The following is a 21,112-nucleotide window of genomic DNA, read 5'->3' on the forward strand; positions in this document are numbered from 1 at the left end:
CGGTTTGTACTCCATACAAGACCTATCATACAGCTACGCAAGAGCGTGCGGGTGGAGCAGCTTGCCAGGACCGTCGAAAGCCAGGGATGGCTTTCGCCGAGCGTACAGGGACGTATTTACAGCGTGTCCTGGCAAGCTGCTCCACCCGCGCGCTCGACTACTCCGAAGCGGAAGGAACATGAATTGAGAGCCTACGCCGACAACGATTACCCGGCAGATCATAAACCGGACTGGAAAATCATTTCAGGCCTCTGGCCCTATCTCGCCGAATTCCGCGGCCGGGTAGTCCTGTCCCTGGTTTTGCTGGTGTTGGCCAAGCTGGCGACTGTTGCCACGCCCATTGCCCTGAAATACATCGTCGACTACCTCGACCAGAACCGCGGCGCGGACATGCTGCTTTGGATCCCGGTGATCCTTGTGGTGGCTTACGGCGCGTTGCGCTTTGGCGCCACCCTGTTCAATGAGCTTCGGGATGCGGTATTTGCCCGGGTAGCTGAACGGGCCATGCGCCGGGTGTCCCTGCGAGTGTTCGAGCACCTGCACCAGCGGGAACTGGCCTTCCACCTGGATCGAAAGACCGGTGGCCTGGCGCGGGATATCGAGCGGGGTACCAACGGCATCAGCTTTCTGCTCCGCTTTACCCTGTTCAACATTGTGCCCACCCTGCTGGAGATCCTGATGGTCGCCGGCATTCTTTTCGTGGTGTTCAACGTGGGTTATGTGCTGGCGATCCTGGTGGCCGTGGTGGTGTATGTGGTCTTTTCCATCAAGATCACCGAGTGGCGGACGAAATTCGTGCGCGAAGCCAATGCCCGGGATAACCAGTCGAACTCGCGGGCCATAGACAGCCTGCTGAACTATGAAACCGTCAAATACTTCAACAATGAACGCTATGAGGCGCAGTTATACGACGTTGATCTGGACGACTGGGAACAGGCCCGGCTGAAAAACCGGTTGTCCCTTGCCGCGCTTAACTCCGGTCAGGCACTGATTATTGGTCTGGCGATGATCGTGATCATGGCCATGGCTGTTCGGGAGGTGGCCAGCGGAGAGATCACCCTCGGTGACTTCACCATGATCAATGCCTACCTGCTCCAACTGTTCATTCCCCTGAATGCCCTGGGTTTCGTCTATCGGGAAATCCGGCAGGCCCTGGTGAATGTCGAGCGCCTGTTCAAACTGCTGGGGGATAAACCGGCCATTGAAGATGCCCCGGACGCCACCGAGCTGGTTGTGGATAAAGGCGAAGTCCAGTTTGAACACATCCACTTTGCCTACCGCCCTGACCGTCCGATTCTGAAGGATGTGAATTTTTCCATCCCGGCCGGTCACAAGGTGGCGGTGGTGGGCGCCAGTGGTGCGGGCAAGTCTACCCTCGCCCGCCTGTTGTTCCGCTTTTACGACGTCGATCAGGGCGCCGTACGGATCGACGGCCAGGATATCCGAAATGTGACCCAGGACAGCCTGCGGTCGGCGATCGGTGTGGTGCCCCAGGATACCGTGCTGTTCAACGATACCCTGTACCGGAACCTGGCCTATGGCCGGCCGGAAGCCACCGAGGAAGAGGTCTATCGGGCGGCTCGAATGGCTCACCTGGAAGACTTTATCCACAGCCTGCCGGAGGGTTACGAGACGAAGGTTGGCGAGCGTGGCCTGAAGCTCTCTGGTGGCGAAAAGCAGCGAGTGGCCATTGCCCGGGTGATTCTGAAGAACCCGCCGTTGCTGATCCTGGATGAGGCTACGTCATCCCTGGATTCACTCTCGGAGCAGGCCATCCTTACGGCGCTCAAGGAAGTGAGCCAAAGGCGAACAACACTAGTGATTGCGCACCGGCTGTCCACTGTTATGGATGCGGACAGCATCCTTGTGATGGAGGGTGGAAAAATCGTGGAGAGCGGACACCATCTGGATTTGTTGGCCCGGAGGGGCCATTATGCCCGGCTCTGGTCGCAGCAGCATCAATCCGACAGCAAGGATGGCGAAACCTAGTCGGTGTCCTGTTCCGACGACCGGAACACAACCACTTGATTCCGGCCTTGCGCTTTACCCCGATACATAGCCTGGTCGGCTCGCACAAGAATCTGGCTGGGCTTCTCGTCGGCCCGGTCAGCGATTGCGACGCCGCAGGTGATGGTGCCCCGGAGTTCCTTGAAGCCAACAAATTCCAACTCTTCGACGGATTGTCTTAGGCGTTCAGCCAGTTGTCTGGCACTGCCTTCATCGCTTTGGGGCATGAGCACAGCAAACTCCTCGCCACCGATCCGTCCGAGAGTGTCACCAGACCGTAGTTCACTCTTGATTCGGTGAGCCGTTTCCTTGAGCACCAGGTCGCCGATGTGGTGCCCGTAACGGTCGTTCACTTTCTTGAACCAGTCAAAATCGAGCAGTACTGCTGCATAGCCGGCTCCGTTTCGTTTCATCCTCTCAAATTCCCAAGACAAAACCTCGGTAAAGCGCCTGCGATTGGCTACGCCTGTCAGGTCGTCGATGGTCGAACTTTTCCGGAGCTGCTCTTCCAGTGCTTTTTGAGATGTGATGTCCAGGATGGCACCGTGCCAGACTACTGTGCCGTCCGGTTTGAATTCGGGCTGCGAACGACCCAGAACCCAATTGGTGACACCGTTGTTTACCACCCGATACTCGCAGATCCATTTCTCGCCGCTGCTCCGGGAGAGATTGATGGTCTGCTCTACGTATTTGAGATCTTCCGGGTGGATCGCGTTGAAAACGATCGAACCATCTTCCCGTGCCTGTTCAGGGGTGACACCATAGACCCGTTCAATGCCGGCACTGGCATAGGGAAACGTCATGGTTCCGTCCGGTCTGATCTCGAACTGGAACACCACACCCGGCAAGAGCGACGCCATTTTTTCAAAACGCTGGATCGTTTGCTGTTGCTCAGCCTTGATTTGCTCCAGTCTCTGTTCGTACTGCTTGCTGCTGGAGATCTCTATGTGCGTTCCGGAAATCCACTCGGGCTCGCCTTCAAGTGTCCGACTGACGAGGCGACCATAATCTCTGACCCAGACCCAGTGGCCGTCGCGATGACGCATGCGCGCTTCACACTCGTAATACTCTGAGTCGCCACGGAAATGAGTATTTAACTTCTGCTCGGACAGAGCCAGATCGTCCGGGTGGGCGTGCTTCATCCAGGTTTCAATGGAAATCGGTTGGAGTTCTTCCAATGAGTAGCCAATGATTTCGGCCCAGCGCTCGTTAAAAATGGTTTCCCCGGTCTGAACGTTCCATTCCCAAGTGCCGGCGGCGGTGCCATCAAGGATGGTTTTTAGACGGGAGGCTTCGTCTTGCTGAAGATAAAAAGAATGAGAGGGCATTCCATATACTGCTTGTCAGAGAATTTCCGGCGATCATATAAGAACCTGTCGCCGGAGGCGATACCCATTAGTCAGTAGATTCCGCAAGCGCGAGCGCCAATCCTGAGGCCCGGGTGACCTGTTGCGAGACGGCCTCCCTGAGCACCAGAGTATCCCCGGCAATCAGGCTGAACCAGTTCCGGGCCCGGGTAATGCCCGTATAGACCAGCTCTTTTGTCAGGACCGGGCTCAGGCGGTCTGGCAGCACCAGGCAGGTGTGGTTGAACTCCGAACCCTGGGACTTGTGCACCGTCATGGCGTACACGGTTTCCAGCTGCTGCAGACGACTGGGCGAGATCCAGCGGATACCGCCAGCGGTGTCGCTATCCGGAAACGCCACCCGCAGGGTATAGCGGGGCTCACCGGTGTCGGTCCGATCCCAGGGCACGTTGACGGCAATGCCAATGTCGCCGTTCATCAGGCCCAGGTTGTAGTCGTTGCCGGTAATCAGCACAGGCCGGCCCTCATACCAGCCCTCGGCCCGCGGGATCAGTTTTTCACCCAGTAACTGCCTTGCGATCCGGTCGTTCAGGCCTTCCACGCCCCAGGGGCCCTTGCGCAGGGCACAGAGCACCTGAAAGTCACTGAAGGCTTCAAGGAGCTGCACCGCCATCGCATCCCAGTCTTCGCGGGGGCTGTTTTCGTTCAGGCCATGATTCTGCAAGCGTTCGAGGTAATGGCGGTAACCAACTGGTGGTGGCAGGCTCTGGCCATTCACTTGCCGGCCCTGCCCGGCATTTCGGAATGCCTCGGGTGAGCCGGTGATGGCATGTCGACACACCAGGTCCAGGGTGTCTTCTGTGTCCCCACTTTTCGACCGGCTGTTAAGCAAAATGACATCGTCGAATTCTGCTTCCCGGATCTGGCGCAACACGCCGTTATCAAGCGCATTAGTATTCACTGCTTCGGCAAAGGCGCGGATACCGCTGTCCTCCCGGAACCGGTAGCTCTTGCGCAGCATGGCCACGGCCTGATCCATGGGTTGGCCGGTTTCGTCCACCAGTGACTCCGGTATCTCGCCTCCGGCCATGACGGCCAGCCACTGGGCCGTCTCCGGTGTGTAGTGGGCCTGCAGCGCCCGCTGGCACAGCTCTCCCAGAACCGCACCGGCATCCACGGAGGCCAGTTGGTCCTTGTCGCCCAGCAGGATCAGCTGGGCGTTGGCGGGCAGGGCATCGAACACCGATGCCATCAGATCCACGTCCACCATCGAGGCCTCGTCGATGACCAGGATATCCACCGGCAAAGGATTGTCCCGGTTATGGCGGAATTTGCGGGTATCCGGCCGGCTGCCCAGCAAGCGATGCAGGGTCGTGACCCTGGTAGGAATATCATTCAGGTCCACGTTGCCCGGCAGCTCGGCAAGCGGCAAGCGGCTGACCGCCCCACCGATCGATTCGTTCAGCCGGGCAGCGGCCTTGCCGGTGGGGGCGGCCAGGCGAATCCGGTATTTCCGACCCGCCCGCTCTGGGGATTCCCCGGCGACCGCCTGCAAGGCCGCCAGCAGGTTGACCACGGTGGTGGTCTTACCGGTGCCGGGCCCACCGGTGATAACGGCAAAATGGTTTCGAGCCGCCAGGGCACAGGCCAGTTTCTGGTAATCCACCGGTTCTGACGACTGAAACAGGGTGTCCAGCGCAAGAGACAGGGTGCGGGCGGGCAGGGATTCCGGGTCTGTCAGGGGCGACGGCAGAGCCAGCCGGTGCCGGATGCCGTCAGCGATACGTTGCTCGTAGCGCCAGAATCTCCGCAGGTAGAGCCGGGTCTCGTTCAGCACCAGTGGTGTTGTATGTGAGCCATCACTTACGGCGCAGGCGCTTTCCAGTATGCTCAAACATTCCGGCAGCGTTACAAGTGCAAGCACTTCGGCGGGCTTGGGCCGGTCCCGTTCGTTGGTGCCTGAATCGGTGAGCGGCTCCTGGACCGACTCCTCAGGCGGCAGTGACAGGGTATTCCCGGGATCGGTCAGGAGATTGCCCAGATCGACGCAGACATGGCCACGACCCACCTGATGCGACACCAGTGCCGCCAGCAGCAGAACCAGCGGGTGCGGGCGTTCGCCCTGCTCTTCCGACAGCTCCCGGATCAGCCGGGCGAACCCCACATCCAGCGGGCGGATCCACTCCGCCTGCTGCCAGTGCACCAGCAGAACCTCGGTTTTATCCGGGCTCGAGAGCAGATCGTTGATATCGAGGGTGGTATCACCGGTTGCCGTTACGGTCGACGTTTCCGGACCGGTGTTCTCGGCGAACAGGTCAATCTGATGGTCGGACTTTCTGGTGTGGGAACGGGAACGGCTCATGCGGCCACCTCCCCAACGGACTCGCCATCGAACAGGGCATCCAGTTGTTCAATCAGGACTCTGGACGGTTTATCGGTGAAGGCGCCACCTGTGCTGGAATCAATGCCTCGCAGGAACAGATACACCGCGCCGCCAATGTGTCGGTCGTAGTCGTAATCCGGCAAACGGGCTTTAAGCAGCCGGTGCAGGGCCAGCAGGTAGAGCACGTATTGCAGATCGTAGCGTTTATCCAGGATGGCGTTGCCCATTGCCTGATCGGTATAGGCGCTGTCGTCTTCGCCCAGGGTATTGGATTTGTAGTCCAGCACGTAATAGCGCCCGTTGTGTTCGAACACCAGATCGATAAACCCCTTGAGCATCCCGTTGAATCGGGTCTCCTCGACTCGGGGACGGTCCGCGTGATTCAGGGTGTGCGCGGTTACCAGCTCGTCGAGTTTCCGGATACTGACGTTGCGGCTTTCAAACCAGAACTCCAGTTCCGGGCGCAGGGTGGTCAGGTCCGCCAGGCAGACGGTTTCTGCACCGGCCCGGTCGAGGCTCAATGGTTTGCTGATCAATGCCAGCAACCAGCGCTCCAGCGACTCCACCCACTCGTTCCAGCCACGGGTCCCGCAGCGCCGAGTCAGTTGTTCATGAAGCAGCGGCGGGTTATCCACAACCCGCTGGAACCCCTGTTGCGTGCACCATTCCAGCAATTCGTGCAGGAAGGTGCCGGGTCCGGCGCCTTTCGGGAAGTTATGCTGGTTGCACTGGTTGGCCATTTGAGCCGGGTTTTCCTCTTCGTCCAAGGTACTTTCTTCCAGCAGGTTCTGGGTCTGGGCATCTTCCACCTCACCGGTAAACGCGATCCCGGTGCCGGTCATGCCGGTGTATTCGATGGAGGAGTAGCTGGCAATCCACCAGTCCTCTCTGGCCTCACGGGAAGAGACCATGGCCGGGCCAAGCGCTTCGGGCGCCGGTTCGTGGTAGTGCGTATCGTCCGGATCCGGTAACGGGGTTATCCGGATCTCTGCTCTGCCCTCTGCCAGTTTCCCCAGGCAATCGCTGATACGGCTTTGCCCTTCGCCGGCAATCAGGTAGCCCAGTCCGCTTTGCTGCCAGTTGTCCAGGGCCGCCGTGCCGACCCAGGTGGCGAAGCGGGCCCGGGTCAGGGCTACGTAGAACTTGCGGATATCCTCGCCGAGGCGCTCACGGTCAGCCCTGGCCACGTCGTCCGGCGACGGGTCGAATACCGTGACCAGCCTGCCCTGGTCATTGTGATAGCGCACGAAGGCCTGCTTTTCACTCTGGGCGCGAAAAGCTGTGCCAAAGGGCAGAAATACCAGCGGGTACTCCAGGCCCTTGGACTTGTGCACGGTGATGACCTTCACCAGGCCGGCATCACTCTCCAGCCGCAGGGTACGGTGTTCATCTTCCTCGTCGGCTGCACGCAGAATCTGGGTGTAGTGGTGCACCAGGGCATGTTCGCCGTCCAGTTGCAGACTGTCCTGCTGCAGCAACTCGGCAATGTGCAGAATGTCGGTCAACCGCCGTTCGCCGTCAGGGCGTTGCAGTAACCGGCCTGGCACCTCGAAATCCATCAGGAAGGTTCGCAGCATGGGCAGTACACCCTGCTTCTGCCATTGCTGCTGGTAACCAATAAAACGCTCGATTTCCCGTTCCAGCACGAGCTCATCGGTGAGCAGCTGATTCATGGCATGCCAGGACTGACCGAGGGTGGGTGTAGCGAGGGCCGCGCGGATATAGGCCAGCTGCCGGGGCTCGGCAAATGCCCGAAGCCAGCAGAGCATTTCCTGTGATTCCCGTGAGGTCAGCACCGAATCACGGTCTGACAGGTACACACTCTTGATACGTCGCTGGCCCAGAGCCTCCCGAACTGCGCTGGCCTCGTTGCGGTTGTTGACCAGTATCGCGATGTCTTTGGGGGCAACCGGCTCCAGATCCTCGGGATGATCGGGCCGCGCAAAACCGGCCTGCCCGGCCTGGCCCAGGGTCAGCAATTGGGCGATCTCACTGGCGCAGGTTTCCGCCACATCGGCGGTGGCAGTGCCCTTGGCCATACCTTTCGGATTGCCGTCCCTGTCTTCTTCCCCGGATTCGTGGGTCCAGAACACCAGGCTGGGCTGCACTTCCCCGTTGATCGACCAGCTTCGTTTGGTGCCATGGGCGTCCACACCCTGGAACGGCAGCGGTGAGGTATCGCCCTTGCCGAACAGGAAGGCGCCGTCACGGCTGTTCTGGTCGCTGTGTTCAAATACCCGGTTAACCGCCGCCACCATGGTTTTGGCGGAGCGGAAGTTTTTACCCAGTGTGTAGGTGCGCTCTTTCACGCCCTGCCGGGCCTGCAGGTAGGTGTAGATATCGGCACCCCGGAAACCGTAAATGGCCTGCTTGGGATCGCCGATCATCAGCAGACAGGTATCTTGATCGCCGTCCGCGACATCGTAGATGCGGTCGAAGATGCGGTACTGCACCGGGTCGGTGTCCTGGAATTCGTCGATCAGGGCCACCGGAAACTGGCGGCGGATGGTGGCCGCCAACTGGTCGCCCCGGGCGCCGTGCAGGGCATCGTCCAGCCGGGTGAGCAGATCGTCAAAGCCCATCTCCGAGCGTTTCTGTTTTTCCGACTCCAGCCGCTCGGCAATCCAGTGGCTGGCGTGGCGCAGGATATCGGATTTCGCGCTGGGCTGGTTCTGGCTGAAATCCAGCAACGCTTCGATGGCGTCAAAGGCTGGGTGATGGGGGGTGGCTTCATCGCCTTTAAGAATGTTGTTAAGACCCTCGGGTGTCTGATTTTTAAAACCCGCAGCCGTGTCGATTTTTTCGGGTAACAGGTCGTCGGATTCCGCCCAGGCAATCAGAAATTCCCAGACCTTTATCATGGCATTCTTGCTGGCGCCGTGAAGCCGCTTGCTCTTGTTCAGCTCGTTCAGCAGGTCGATGACCTTCCCATGCCACTGACTCCACGGGTGACCCTTCAGGGCCTGTGACTGTTCCAGACGCCGGTGGACCACCTGATCGATGGCCTGATAAACGCTGTCCGGTGGTGTGCCCAGGCTTTGCGGATCATCAATCAGGTTGCGAATACCCTGGCGCAGATCCCCCGGCGTTCTCCAGTGGCTCAGGGCCTCCTCCATCAGCGTCGGGGGCAGCGGATAAACAAAGGTGCGCCAGTAATCCCGGGCGACCTCGTCCAGCAGCTCACTCTGGTCGGTTTCCAGGGTGAGTTTGAACAGGCTGCCGCTGTCGAAGGCGTGCTCGCTGAGCATGCGATTGCAGAAACTGTGGATGGTGGATACCGCCGCCTCGTCCATCCATTCGGCGGCCAACAGCAGCTTCTTGCGGCATTCCGGCCAGCTGGCCGGATCCGGGTAGCTTTCATCCCGTAGCTGATAGATCAGCGCCGTTTCCGCGGGCGGGTTGGGCTCGTCGGCAGCCTCCGAAAACACCTCCGCTGCCTGGGTGAGCCGAGTGCGGATGCGGTCGCGAAGTTCCTTGGTGGCGGCCTCGGTAAAGGTAACCACCAGCAGGTTGGGAGGTAGCAGGTTTTGCAGCGGGCTGTCTGACGGCTGGCCGTGGCCAAGCACCAGGCGTACATACAGAATCGCGATGGTGAACGTTTTGCCGGTGCCGGCACTGGCCTCAATCAGAGCACTGCCGTTGAGGGCCAGTGCCAGGGGATCCAGGTTCGGATTCCGGTTGGTCATCTGCTCGGTCATTCCAGGCCTCCGATCTGATCTGCAGCCGATTTGTCCTGCTCGGCTTCCCAAACCGGCACGTAGAGCTGATGCAGCAGGGCTTCGAATTCACCGCTGGCCATCAGCAGCTCCGGTGTTTCAAAGGCTCCTCTCAGGTAACCGGTATCCCGCTCCAGAGCAATGGTATAGGCCTGCTGCGCCTCTGATATGGCTCGTTCATGGTCACCGACATACTTTTTACTGCCGTAGAAACTGGTGATCCAGGCAAAGCCGGCCTCGCAGTGAAGCGGCAACGCCCGGGTGGTGGCCTCCATCCACCGGGTGAGTACCGCTTCGAACAGCGGTCTGGCCTGTTCCGGCTGCAATGGGGCAAAGCGGAATTTTCGCCCCTCCTCTTTGCCCAGAACCAGGGTTTCAAAGGGTTGTCCGCCGAGCTGGCCGCTCAGATGGATCAGCCAGTCCCGTATCAGATTGGCATAGCGTACTTTCTTGCTTGAACCGGAGCCGGTCAGCAGGCTGGAGCTGGCCACCACCAGCCGGCACAGCTCGCCCTGGGCATTGCAGCGCAGGTTGTCGATCAGATCAGCGACTTCCACCGAACCCAGGGCGCTTTCAAACCAGTAATCAAAGGGCAGCGGTTCAGCAACCGCTTCCGGCCAGTCAGCCAGTGCGTTCTGGTAACGCTCGAACAGATCGGGCAAGCGCCCCGCCAGCTCGGAACGCAGGCGGTGTTCGGTCACGCCCATACCCAGGTCGCCGCGTCGCGCCATGCGGTCCAGGGTTGCCTGCAACCGGTCGTGCAGTTCCTCTTCGCTGCTGGCTTTCAGCAGCCCGTTCTGGATCAGCTCGTTGTCCAGGCGCCAGCGGTCCAGGCCGTCCAGCTCGAAATTCTCGTTGTCGGTGTCGTCGTCTTCAACATCCTCGAAGCGCACCTGCAGCCGGCGCTGGTAAAAGGTGTCGATGGGCTTTTTCAGGAAAGCCGCCAGATCGTTCAGGCTGATGGGCTCTTCGGGCGCCTGGTAAGGTAGTGCCGACTGTGTCTGCGCGGCAGCCTCACCACCATGGGCACTGCGCCATTCCCGCTCGTAGGTGAATAACCGGCGTGCTTCCAACACCTCGGCCAGGGGTCGGGGCGAACTGTTTTCCCCCTCTCCACCCTCCTCCAGCCGGTTGGCTTTCGGGAAATAGCTCCGGCTGAACGGCTGCAAAGGGTGTTGGGTAGTGAGTGCCTCGATGACCTTGGTTTCGGGTTGCCCTGCCACGGACCAGAGACTGTCCAGATGATCCTGAAGCTGCCCCACCAGAACCGACGGCGGCCGTTCCGAATCATCTTTGATGCTGCGGCCTACCCAGCTGATGTAAAGCTGCTCCCGGGCGGATAACAGGGCTTCCAGGAACAGGTAGCGATCGTCTTCCCGGCGGGAGCGGTCCCCCGGGCGGTAATCCTGGGCCATAAGATCGAAATCCACCGGCGGCCGGGAGCGGGGATAGTCGCCGTCGTTCATGCCCAGCAGGCACACTTTCCGGAAGGGTATGGCCCGCATGGGCATCAGGGTGGCGAAATTGACCTTGCCGGCCAGGAAACGCTGGTTCAGGCCGCCTTCATCCAGCCCCTCCAGCAGCACATCCTTGACGATGTTCAGGGGCAGGGTCTGTTCCTCAAGGCCCGCTGCCAGGGCGTCTTCCAGCCACTGCGCCAACTGGCGGCGGAAACGGTTCAGCAGCAACAGGTCGCTGCCTTCGACCTTATGGAAGAACTGCCCGAGCATCTCTGAGAACAGGCCCTCCCATTCGTCCGGTGTGCGATGGGTCTGCAGCGCCTGCCAGAGGGTTTCCAGCTGATGCACAAAGTCGTTCAGGCGGCCGGCAAGGCTGGCCTGCAGGCCCCCGATTTCCCCGAAGGGTTCCACACCGGCCCAGGGCTCATCGTCGCCCATGCCATAGCCCAGCAGCATCGAACGCAGCCCGGATTGCCAGGTGTTGCGCTCCAGCTCGGCGGGCAGGTCCAGGCTTTCCCGGTGCTGGCCGTGCAGACCCCAGCGGATATTGGCGCCCTCGACCCAGCGACGAGCCAGGGGGATCTCGTCTTCATTGATCCCGAAACGGTCCCGTATGCCGGGTACTTCCAGCAGGCTGATGATCTCACTCACCGCAAAACGGCTGCGGGGCAGTGACATCAGGGTTTCCAGGGCAATCAGCACCGGCTCGTGGTGGCGCTGGCCCTGGTCGGAAATGGTGAAGGGAATGTGGCGCTTCCGGCCCGGCTGGTAGCGGCCGAATACGGCCTGGATGTGGGGCGCGTACACGTTGATATCGGGCACCATCACGATGACGTCCCGGGGCCGCAGCGTGGGATCGACGTTGAAGGCGGCGAGAAGCTGATCGTGCAGAATTTCCACTTCCCGCTGGGGGCTGTGGGCCTCGTGGAACGCCAGGGAATGATCCCGCTGAATATCCAGTTGTCGTTGTTGCTGGCGGATTTCCTGGAGGGGCGTCAGGTTGTGGATATCGTTCTGCAGCTGATGCAGCAGGCGCGGTGCGTCCTCGTTGCCATGGTCCGAGAAAATATCAATTTTCTGGTCGGGGGTCTGGAAGCTGCCCCGGTACTGGTCCGGGTTGTCGAACTCGTCCAGCAGCCGGATGTAGTCCCGGCCCTGCTTGCCCCAGGCGGCCAGCAGTGGATTGGCGTGCTGGTGCAGCTGGTCCGGATCCTCAATGGCGGAAAGTGTCGGATGGGTCCTGCCCCGTTTGCGTTCGGCGGTGAGTAGTTCCCGGTCGCTGATGATGTCGGCCCAGTAGAACTGGCAGGGGTTGTGAACACACAGCACCACCTGACTGAACCGGCTCAGGACGTACAGGGCTTCCAGAGCTTGCCGTGGCAGCGACGAGACGCCAAACACCACGATCCGGGTTGGCAGCCGGGACGGGTTGGCCGGCGCCTGAAGTCGCTGGCCCTGTTCCATGAACCGGGTATGGATCTGGGAGCGGCTGGTATGAGCGTCTGCGCCCACATCCTCAACCAGCCGGCGCCAGAGCAGGGGCTGCCAGCGGGTTTCCGCATCCAACGACTTTTCCTCGGCCCGGGCCGTGATAATCACGTCCTTGCCCTGCTCCCAGGCAGCCAGCCAGTCGGCCCGGAACACCTGGTACTGATCAAACAGATCGGCCACCTTTTCGGCCAGCTGGAAATTGCGCAGGTCCGGATCGTTACCTTCCAGAAACCGGGCGAGCGGTGTAAAGGCCTCGTCCTGCCCCACCAGACGTGGCAATAACCGGTACAGCCGCCACACCAGCCGCCGTTTGTCGAAGGGCGACTGTTCCGGTACCTCACCGTCCGGAAGCACGGCCCGGTAGGCTTGCCAGATAAACCGGGCCGGGAACAGGAAATCCATACCGGCGGCAATCCCAAGGCCGCCCTCAAGGCCATCTTCGGTGCGCTTCTCCGCCAGCGCCAGCTTTAGCCACTGGGCAATACCGTTGCTCTGCACCAGGAAGGTCTCGCTCTCCAGTGGCGGCATGGGGTTGTGCCGACAGATGTAGACAACGGCCCGGCGCAAGTCTTCCAGATGGTTGGCGTGGATTGCGTGAAACCCGGGTTCGATCCTGGCGCGTTGCTCGGTGGGCTCGGTGGAGAGTGCGGCCATGAATTTCCTTGTCTGGTGTGCAGTTCAATCCTGTTGCTACAGGTTACCGTATGTGACCACAGATGCGGACTGTCTGAAACGTCTGATCTCCAAAAATCATAACGGCCCGTCGCGACAAACGGTGTCGTGAATTATCGGCAAAAGGGAGAAGCACTATGTGGACACTGATCACTGGCGCGGGGTCGGGCATTGGGCGGGCCCTGGCCCTGGAACTTGCTGCTCAAGGCCACGACCTGATCCTTGCAGGTCGCACCGTGTCGAAGCTGGAGGAGGTCGCGACAAAGCTCCGCGTGGAGGCGCCCGACCGTGAAGTGATGACGCTGGAAGTGGACCTTGCGGATCCCGAAAGCACCCGCAATCTGGCTCAACAGCTAAGTGATGCCGTCGATCATCTCTCAGCGTTCGTGTATTGCGCTGGCGTGGGTGAGCCGGCTGCGGATTTTGCCAGCCTTGGGCTCATCGATTTCCAGGAAGCCCTGGCCGTGAACGTGTCCGCGCCCATGCTGCTCACCCAATCGTTGTTACCGATACTCAAAGGGGGTGAACCCTCGTCGCGAATCGTGATGATTGGTGCGGGTATGGACAAGCATGCGCAACCCGGAACGGGCAGCTACGGGATCAGCAAGATGGCGCTGCGTCGGCTGGTGCGTCAGATGTCCGTTGAGTTCGACACCATGTCGGACGGGCCGGTTGTCAGCCTCTTTCAGCCGGGGCTGGTGGATACGCCGGGTATTCGAAGCCATATCGACAAGGCGGGCAAGTTAGATCTGCCCCACGCGGAGTGGCTGGCCAATCGTCTGACGTCGGGGGATTGCCTGAGTGCCGAACAGGCCGCCAGTGCCATCGTGTTTACGCTCAATCAGATACCGGAGAGCGATTTTCACGGGGCCGTTTTCAACGGCGCCGATCTGGTGGATTCGCTCTCATTCGCTGGAAGCTAGGGGAACGTCAAGCGGGCCCTAGAGAGGGACCCGCATGGTTTCGGAGCCGCTGTCAGGCATACCAATCATTTCATCGGTTCCAGTCGGCGGAATCACCTCGGTGCGCTCGACCTCGTATTCGTGGAAATGTTCTCGCACGGCACAGGCGCCGGTGAACATGACTGGCTTGTCGTAGGGGTCCGTCAGAACGTAGCCCTGACCCTCCAGATAGAACCGCACCATATAATAGCGTCCTTCCATCGAGACAATCTCCAACAGAGAAATCGTGTCGTGCTTGTGTTTTTTCAGTTCGCCAGTGTCCATGTGCATGGGAAGTCTCCCGCAGGTTTGTTGTCGTAAGGAAGGGTACGAACCGCTTTCCGTTACAGGTCATAAAGCGAGCAACTATGAGCAGGATTGATTTGGTGAAAGCCGCCGTGGACGAGCAGTTGAATGACAGCTACGACCTGCTGGCCATGCGGATGCTGTTCCCCCCGGACCGCGTGGAAGTGAAAATTGATCAGGAAATCAAAGATCTGTACGTGTATCCGGAAAGGCTCGATACCGGGTATCGCGACGAATGGCGAGCCATTGCTACCCGGGCCCTGTTCCGGAACGCCTTTGGCGATCACTGGCGGCCTGATGAGGAGAATCTGGAGCGCTACCTGGATTTTCTGAGGGATGAGGCCATTCCCCGCTGTGTTCACGATAATATCGAACTGTTTCGTATGCTCGGCGAGGTCCTTTCAATCGCGAGGTCTGACAACGCCATTGCCTTCCCGGATCCAAAGCGTCGGGCCCTGATGAAGATCATCTGGCCGGAGAAGGCGCGTCGGTGAGAGTAAGCTGGCTGGCGGAACGCGAATCCGGAGCCCTGATCCGACCGTATTGTTTAAAAGATGAACAATAGAGAGGTGCCATCATGGGTCACCAACACATCGTTTCCGGAAAGTGGCTGATTCCCGTGCTTCTGGCTTTCATTGGCTTCGCGGTTCTCGGGTCCCCACAGTCTGTGGCCAGTGACAAAGACGCAGAAATCCGCGACACCATCCTGCGCCAGATCGAAGCGTTTGCGAACAACGACGAGGAGCAGGCCTGGGCCCACGCCTCCGAGGGTATCAAGCGTCGATTCGGGTCGTCACAGGTGTTTGTCGATATGGTTCGTGAAGCCTACCCGGCGGTGCACCACGCCACGGCCATCGAGTTTACCCAGCGCGTGCCCCACGGCGCCTTTGAAATCCAGGTGGTGCGGTTGCAGGGGCCGGAGGGCAAGCGATGGGACGCCTATTACCGGATGGTGCTCACTGAAGGGGTCTGGAAGGTGGCCGGCGTGAGACTCCAGCCGGCCGAGCTGGGCATTTAACGGGATCAAACCAGATGGCGCCCACCATCCAGGGGCAGGGTGCGGCCCGTGATATAGGGGTTGTCCAGCAGAAACTGAAGCGTGGCGACAGCGACCTCAGCCCCCGGTTCTATTCCCATAAGCGACTTCTTCAGGGTTTTCTCCCGATACGCCTGGCTATCGCCCTGGTTGAACATGATCAGGGACGGCGCCACGGCGTTCACCTTGACCCTGGGCGCCAGTAGACGGGCGAACGACAGGGTCAGGTTAGTCAGGGCTGCCTTGCTGGCGGCATAGGCGATATGCTTCGCGCTGCCCTTCTCCACCACGTAGTCGGTCATGTGGATAATGTCGGTTGTCGAACCCTCCTGCTCCAGCATCGACCGGCACGCGAGGTTTATCCGGTAAGGTGTCATCACGTGAATCTGCATCATGGCGTTCATCACGTCTGCCGGGTCGGAGTCTTCGCTCTCTGGTATCCAGTCCGAGGCATTGTGGATAATGGCACGTAGCGTGTCCGTCCGGGATTTCAGGGCCTGGATGAAGTCATCAATGCCCGCATTCGTGGCAAAATCCGCATGGAGACACACTGCTCCCGCCTTCTGCAGCGCGTCGATGGCCGGTCGATAGGAGCGGTAGGTGACGATGATGGGCTGGCCGCGGTCAAGGCAGGCTCTGGCAAAGGCCAGGCCGATGCGTTGGCCGGCGCCGGTAATCAGGATGGGTGCGGTCATGGTGTTCTCCTGTAATCAGTGTCTTACCTACGTTAATGTCATGCCGACGGCTCAACGTGGTAGCGTCACTTTCCCGAACCATCCTGAAGGAAGATCAACCTGGCCATGTCACCGGCGAAGCGACAGAGCACACAACTGGCCACTGCGGATCTCGATAATCCGCTCTATTACCTCGAGAACATGGAAACCGTCCTTGGCTGGGTTCAGAGCCATCACGGTGACTTGCTGACAGCAGAAGAGCTGGATCGACTGGCCAGTTTTCATACCCTTTCAATGCCGGCCCGGGCCTTGCTGACCCGAATGGTGATGCGCACGGGCGATCTCTTCCGGTCGGACAAGCTCAAGTATCCGGAGCTCGGCGTACCAGAGGCCCGTGCCCTCGACGAAATCATGGAGGCAGGCTGGTTGGACACCGATCCTCTGCTCAGCCTGGATGAGCTGTTTCGGTTGTTCACGCTTGGAGAACTGCGTCCGGCCATGGAGCCGCTTTTAAAGGCGGCCGGAGAGCCCGCCAACCTGCCCAAAGGCCGGATGCGCGACGCTCTGCTTCTGCGATTTCCCGACCCTCTGATCGTTGCCGACTGGCTCGGCCAGCACGCCAGACCGGTTATCAGGCTCAAAACCATGGCGTTGTTTGACCGGGTGCGCCTGATGTTTTTCGGCAACCTCCGCCAGAGTTGGTCCGATTTTGTGCTGGTGGAACTGGGCCATCAGCAGTATGAGCCGGTGACCTTCACGCCTGATTCCCGGGCGTTCCAGTATCGTTCAGAGGTCGACCTGTATCTTGCCATGCACCAGTGCCGGGAATGGCTGGACCAGGGCGTACCCGCCCACGAGGTTTGGCAGGCGGTTCCGGCACCCTCGGATAACGCCTGGCTGACCAGCCGCCGGGACCGGCTGTTGCTGGAATTGGGCCGGCAGGCAGAGCGCCAGGGGGAACGGAAGCTGGCGTTGGAGGCTTTCGCCAGCAGCGGCCATCGGGAAGCGCGGCTGAAACAGCTCCGGTTGCTGGAGCGGATGAAGCGTCACCAGGAAGCCTGGGCCATTGCCTCCGAGTGGCAGAACCAGGAACTGAGCGATGCTGAAGCCCAGGGCCTGGCGCGGATTCTCAAGCGGCTTGCGAGCCGGCTTGGCGAGATACCGCCACCGCCCCCAGAGCAGCCGCTCATCCGGGAGATCACCTTCACCCTGCCGAAGCCAGAGGTCGGGTCGGTCGAATACGCCGTTCGGGACCACCTGTATCGGGACGAGGCGCCCGTGCTTTATGTGGAGAACACCCTGATCAACGGCCTGTTCGGCCTTCTGTGCTGGCAAACCATTTTTGCGCCGGTGCCGGGGGCCTTTTTCCATCCCTTCCATGTGGGCCCGGCGGACCTGACCCGGGAAGATTTCGTCAGCCGTCGGAAGGGATCGTTCGAGCAATGCTTTGCGCGGCTGGCGGATGGCAGTTATCGGGAGCGGATACTGGCGAATTACCGGGCCAAACAGGGCACCACCAATCCGTTCGTCATCTGGCCGGTCATCACCGAGGAACTGCTGAGCCTGGCGCTGGACTGTCTGCCACCGGCGGATCTGGAACGCCTGTTCCGTCGCCTGCTGTTGAATATCCGGGAGCATCGTAGCGGCTTTCCTGATCTGATCCGGTTTCTCCCCAATGCGGCTGAGCCTGACAAGCGTTATGAAATGATCGAAGTGAAGGGGCCGGGTGACCGTTTGCAGGACCACCAGATTCGTTGGCTCGAGTTCTTTGCGGTTGAAGGCATCCCCGCCAGTGTCTGTTACGTGCGATGGCAGGCGAGCGAGGCGATGGAATGACGGTGACAGTTGCCGTCCGGACTCTGTGCGAGTTTGCCGCGCGTAAGGGCGACCTGGACTTCCGCTATACCCCGGCACCCAGTGCCGAGGAGGGCATTGCTGGCCATCAGGCAATCCAGTCCCGGCGCGGCTACGGCTATAAAAGCGAGCATTTACTGACCGGTGAATGTATGGGGTTATTGCTTTCCGGCCGCGCCGATATCTATAACCCCCACCGAGGCCGGCTGGAAGAGATCAAAACCCATCGGGGCGACCTGTCCCGAATCCGTGAGCATCAGCGGGCACTCCATCGCGCTCAGCTGAGAGCCTACGGCGCGCTGTTGTGCCGGCAGGAAAACCGGAAAACCCTGGAGCTGGCACTGATCTATTACGACACTGGAAGAGACAAGGAAACGCCAGTGGTGGAGACCGCCAGTGCCAAAGAGCTCTGGCAGGAACTGGAAACCCTGTGTAGTCATTACAAGGCCTGGGCTGAGCAGGAAGAACATCACCGCGAGCAGCGCAATGTCCTGCTTTCAGGCCTTAGATTCCCCTTCCCCGCATTTCGCCCCCGGCAGCGCCAGCTGGCGGAGACGGTGTACAAAAACTCGGTAAAGTCCGGCACCCTTTTGCTGGAAGCCCCCACAGGCCTGGGCAAGACCCTCGGCACCCTGTTCCCGGCGTTGATGGCGATGCCAGCAGCCGGCCAGGACCGCCTGTTCTACCTCACCTGTCGCAATACCGCCCGTCAGCTGGCCATGGATGCGGTAGCCCGCCTGCGTTCGGCTCAAGCTGCCCAGCATTGGCCACTGCGAACATTGGAACTGGTCTCGAAAGACGATGCCTGCGAGCACCCGGACAAGGCCTGTCATGGCGATTCCTGCCCCCTGGCTAAAGGGTTTTTCGACCGGCTTCCTGACGCCCGGGCGGAAGCCGCCCAGAGCGAAGGCACGCTGGATCAGCACACTCTGGCGAAGATCGCCGCCGGTCACGATATTTGCCCCTACTTTCTGGCCCAGGAAATGGCCCGGTGGAGCGATGTGGTGATCGGGGATGTGAACCGGCTGTTCGATCAATCCGCCCTGCTCCACGGTTTGATTCGCCAGAACAGCTGGAAGGCCAGCGTGCTGGTGGATGAGGCCCATAACCTGGTGGACCGTGGCCGGGGTATGTATTCGGTTCGGCTGGATCAGCAGCGCTTACTGAGGATCAAAAAAACCGCACCGAAGCCGCTGAAATCCGCCATCGATCGCACCGCCCGCGCCTGGCAGAGCCTGATCCGGGATTACCAGGCTGATACAGAAAGCCCGGAGTTTCTGGAGACACTGCCGACGCAATTGCTGGGTGCCCTGCAGGCCATGGTCTCGAATCTGACCGATTACCTGGCCGATAATCCCCCGGATCTGGCCCTGCAGGAGCTGTTGTTTGAAAGCGTCGCCTTCATGAAGCTGGCGGACTCCTTTGGTGATCATTCCCTGTGTGAGTTCCAGCGCGCCGGTCGGGGGCGGGCCAGCCTGACCATCCAGAACCTCATTCCGGCGGATTTCCTGAGGGAAAGGTTCGAGGCGGCGCATTCGGTTCTGCTGTTTTCCGCCACCCTGAGCCCCGGTGTTTACTTCCGGGATTTGCTGGGGTTGCCCGAGGATTCCCGTTTTACCTCCTTGCCCAGCCCGTTCAGCGCCGACCAGCTGCAGGTGCAGTTCACGCCTGGTATCAGCACCCGCCAGGCTCACAGGGAGGCATCACTCAAACCGATTGCCGACCTGATCGCCCGCCAGTTCCGTGAGCGGCCCGGGCATTACCTGGCGTTTTTCAGCAGCTTCAAATACGCGAAGCAGGCCAGCGACGCGTTGGCGGAGCATGCGCCGGATATACCCCAGCGAGCTCAGCAACCGGGCATGTCGCCTCAGCATCGAGCAGACTTTCTGGCCGGTTTCCGGAACCCGGAGGGCAGTGTGGCGTTTGCGGTGTTGGGCGGGGTGTTCAGTGAAGGCATTGATCTGCCCGGCAATCAGTTGATCGGTGCCTTTGTGGCCACCCTGGGCTTGCCGCCGTTCGATGCCTGGCATGAAATCCTGAAGGGTCGCCTCGAAAAACGCTTCGGCGCCGGCTATGACTACACCTATCTGATTCCGGGGCTGCAGAAAGTGGCCCAGGCGGCGGGGCGGGTGATTCGCACCCCGGAAGACCGGGGGGTGATCTGGCTCATTGATGACCGGTTTCTGCAGCCGGCCATCAGCAGGTTTTTTCCGCGCTGGTGGTTTGCACAGGGCGACTCTGCCGATCCGCGGCCCGAGTCTTCAGAGACCGGTTAATCACTATGGTGTCTACAGGGCCTTCCTGTGCAATAGCCGACAGTGCCTGCTCAAGTGTCGCATTGGCGATGGCCTCATGATCCTGGGGCAGAGAGTTGACCGCCAGTGGAAGAAAGTCCAGCAGCCGGTCATCGCCGAAGGTCGCTATTTTCAGAGCCTTCGGAAGCGGGTCCGGCTGATCGAGCAGAACATCCAGAACCCCTTGAAGCAGTGTGAAAGAGGCTGTAACCAAGGCATCCGGCAAGCCATGGTCAGTCAGGATCCGACGCATCATTGCGGCACCGGAGGCGCGATCGTAGTGGAGGCCACTTTCTACCAGCGGGGCAATGCCGGCCTCATTTGCGGCCGCCAGAAAACCTTCCCGGCGCTCCCGGGTCATGGCGATCTCCGGCACGGCATCCAGCCAGGCGATACTGGCGGTTTTCCCTCCCAGCACAGAACGGGTCAGGATCTCGGCTGCTGAGCGGTTGTCGCTGACCACACATCGAATCTTATCCGGAGACTGGGCGCGATCAACAGCAATCACCGGTAGACCTTCTTTTTGCAGTTGGGGATAAAAGGGGTCGTCCAGGGCCAGAGCACTGGCAACAATCAGGGCGTCGCAGCGCCTTGCTTTCAGTGCTCGGGCCAGGGATTTTTCGGTCTCGGGGTCGTCATCAGAGCCGGCAATCAGGAGCTGATAGCCTCTCGCCCTCGCGCCCTGCTCAAGCAATTTGGCCAGGCGGGCATAACTGGTGTTCTCGAGATCCGGCAGAATAAATCCGAGGGTCCGGCTGGCGCCACCCCGTAGCGCTGCCGCCTGGGTATCTACCTGAAAGTTGTGCTTACGAGCCACCGTAAGCACTTTTTCGATGGTGTCCTGTTTGATGCGCCGTGCAGCCCCCTGACCATTAATGACATAGCTGGCCGTGGTTCTTGAAACGCCGGCAAGCCGGGCAAGTTCTACAAGGGTCATGGACGACAGCTCCGATTAAAAGATTGCTTGATTT

The 21,112-nt window shown here is 60.2% G+C and carries 13 protein-coding genes; 6 read left to right on the forward strand and 7 right to left on the reverse strand.

From position 1 onward, the window contains the following. Positions 1-183: 183 nt before the first annotated feature. Complete coding sequence (locus ACP86_RS09155) at positions 184-1,989, forward strand: ABCB family ABC transporter ATP-binding protein/permease (protein ID WP_053113402.1); 1,806 nt, start codon at positions 184-186, stop codon at positions 1,987-1,989. Here ACP86_RS09155 and ACP86_RS09160 read toward each other — a convergent pair. From ACP86_RS09160 to recC, 4 genes are all read right to left on the reverse strand, one after another. Continuing rightward, entirely contained in the window at positions 1,986-3,335 is a 1,350-nt protein-coding gene (locus tag ACP86_RS09160; RefSeq protein ID WP_053113403.1) for a sensor domain-containing diguanylate cyclase, read from the reverse strand. The genes ACP86_RS09155 and ACP86_RS09160 overlap by 4 nt on opposite strands. A gap of 67 nt (positions 3,336-3,402) precedes the next feature. Continuing rightward, entirely contained in the window at positions 3,403-5,676 is a 2,274-nt protein-coding gene (gene recD, locus ACP86_RS09165) for an exodeoxyribonuclease V subunit alpha (RefSeq protein ID WP_053113404.1), read from the reverse strand. Then, positions 5,673-9,395: an exodeoxyribonuclease V subunit beta gene (gene recB, locus ACP86_RS09170; RefSeq protein WP_053113405.1), complete on the reverse strand. Its 3,723-nt coding sequence runs from the start codon at positions 9,393-9,395 to the stop codon at positions 5,673-5,675. Before recB ends, recD begins: the two co-directional genes overlap by 4 nt. Beyond that, entirely contained in the window at positions 9,392-13,018 is a 3,627-nt protein-coding gene (gene recC / locus ACP86_RS09175) for an exodeoxyribonuclease V subunit gamma (RefSeq protein ID WP_053113406.1), read from the reverse strand. The genes recB and recC overlap by 4 nt, the downstream gene beginning before the upstream one ends. Before the next feature lie 155 nt (positions 13,019-13,173). On the opposite strand from recC, the gene ACP86_RS09180 reads away from it, so the two are divergent. Continuing rightward, positions 13,174-13,959 carry an SDR family NAD(P)-dependent oxidoreductase gene (locus tag ACP86_RS09180; RefSeq protein WP_053113407.1) on the forward strand — a complete coding sequence of 262 codons (786 nt, stop codon included), beginning with the start codon at positions 13,174-13,176 and terminating at the stop codon, positions 13,957-13,959. An 18-nt stretch (positions 13,960-13,977) separates the two neighbouring features. Here the strand turns inward: ACP86_RS09180 and ACP86_RS09185 are convergent, their stop codons facing one another. Continuing rightward, positions 13,978-14,268: a DUF6482 family protein gene (locus ACP86_RS09185; protein ID WP_053113408.1), complete on the reverse strand. Its 291-nt coding sequence runs from the start codon at positions 14,266-14,268 to the stop codon at positions 13,978-13,980. A 77-nt stretch (positions 14,269-14,345) separates the two neighbouring features. On the opposite strand from ACP86_RS09185, the gene ACP86_RS09190 reads away from it, so the two are divergent. Together ACP86_RS09190 and ACP86_RS09195 are read left to right on the forward strand one after the other, a co-directional pair. Then, entirely contained in the window at positions 14,346-14,777 is a 432-nt protein-coding gene (locus tag ACP86_RS09190) for a hypothetical protein (protein WP_053113409.1), read from the forward strand. An 83-nt stretch (positions 14,778-14,860) separates the two neighbouring features. Continuing rightward, entirely contained in the window at positions 14,861-15,301 is a 441-nt protein-coding gene (locus tag ACP86_RS09195; RefSeq protein ID WP_053113410.1) for a DUF4864 domain-containing protein, read from the forward strand. A gap of 5 nt (positions 15,302-15,306) precedes the next feature. Here ACP86_RS09195 and folM read toward each other — a convergent pair whose 3' ends face one another. Continuing rightward, the gene (gene folM, locus ACP86_RS09200; RefSeq protein ID WP_053113411.1) at positions 15,307-16,014 is read right to left on the reverse strand and encodes a dihydromonapterin reductase; all 708 of its coding nucleotides are present in this window, start codon (positions 16,012-16,014) and stop codon (positions 15,307-15,309) included. Positions 16,015-16,119: 105 nt separating this feature from the next. Between folM and ACP86_RS09205 the strand changes: the two genes are divergently transcribed. Continuing rightward, positions 16,120-17,829, forward strand: coding sequence for a VRR-NUC domain-containing protein (locus ACP86_RS09205; RefSeq protein WP_053113412.1), 1,710 nt, complete (start codon positions 16,120-16,122; stop codon positions 17,827-17,829). After that, on the forward strand, positions 17,826-20,123 hold the full coding sequence (locus tag ACP86_RS09210) for an ATP-dependent DNA helicase (RefSeq protein WP_227507856.1): 2,298 nt from the start codon (positions 17,826-17,828) through the stop codon (positions 20,121-20,123). The genes ACP86_RS09205 and ACP86_RS09210 overlap by 4 nt, the downstream gene beginning before the upstream one ends. Here ACP86_RS09210 and cra read toward each other — a convergent pair. Then, on the reverse strand, positions 20,044-21,078 hold the full coding sequence (gene cra, locus ACP86_RS09215) for a catabolite repressor/activator (RefSeq protein ID WP_053113413.1): 1,035 nt from the start codon (positions 21,076-21,078) through the stop codon (positions 20,044-20,046). The two genes, ACP86_RS09210 and cra, sit on opposite strands and share 80 nt — an antisense overlap. Positions 21,079-21,112 lie beyond the last annotated feature (34 nt).

The organism is Marinobacter sp. CP1 (assembly GCF_001266795.1).
GTDB classification, from domain to species: Bacteria; Pseudomonadota; Gammaproteobacteria; order Pseudomonadales; family Oleiphilaceae; genus Marinobacter; species Marinobacter flavimaris.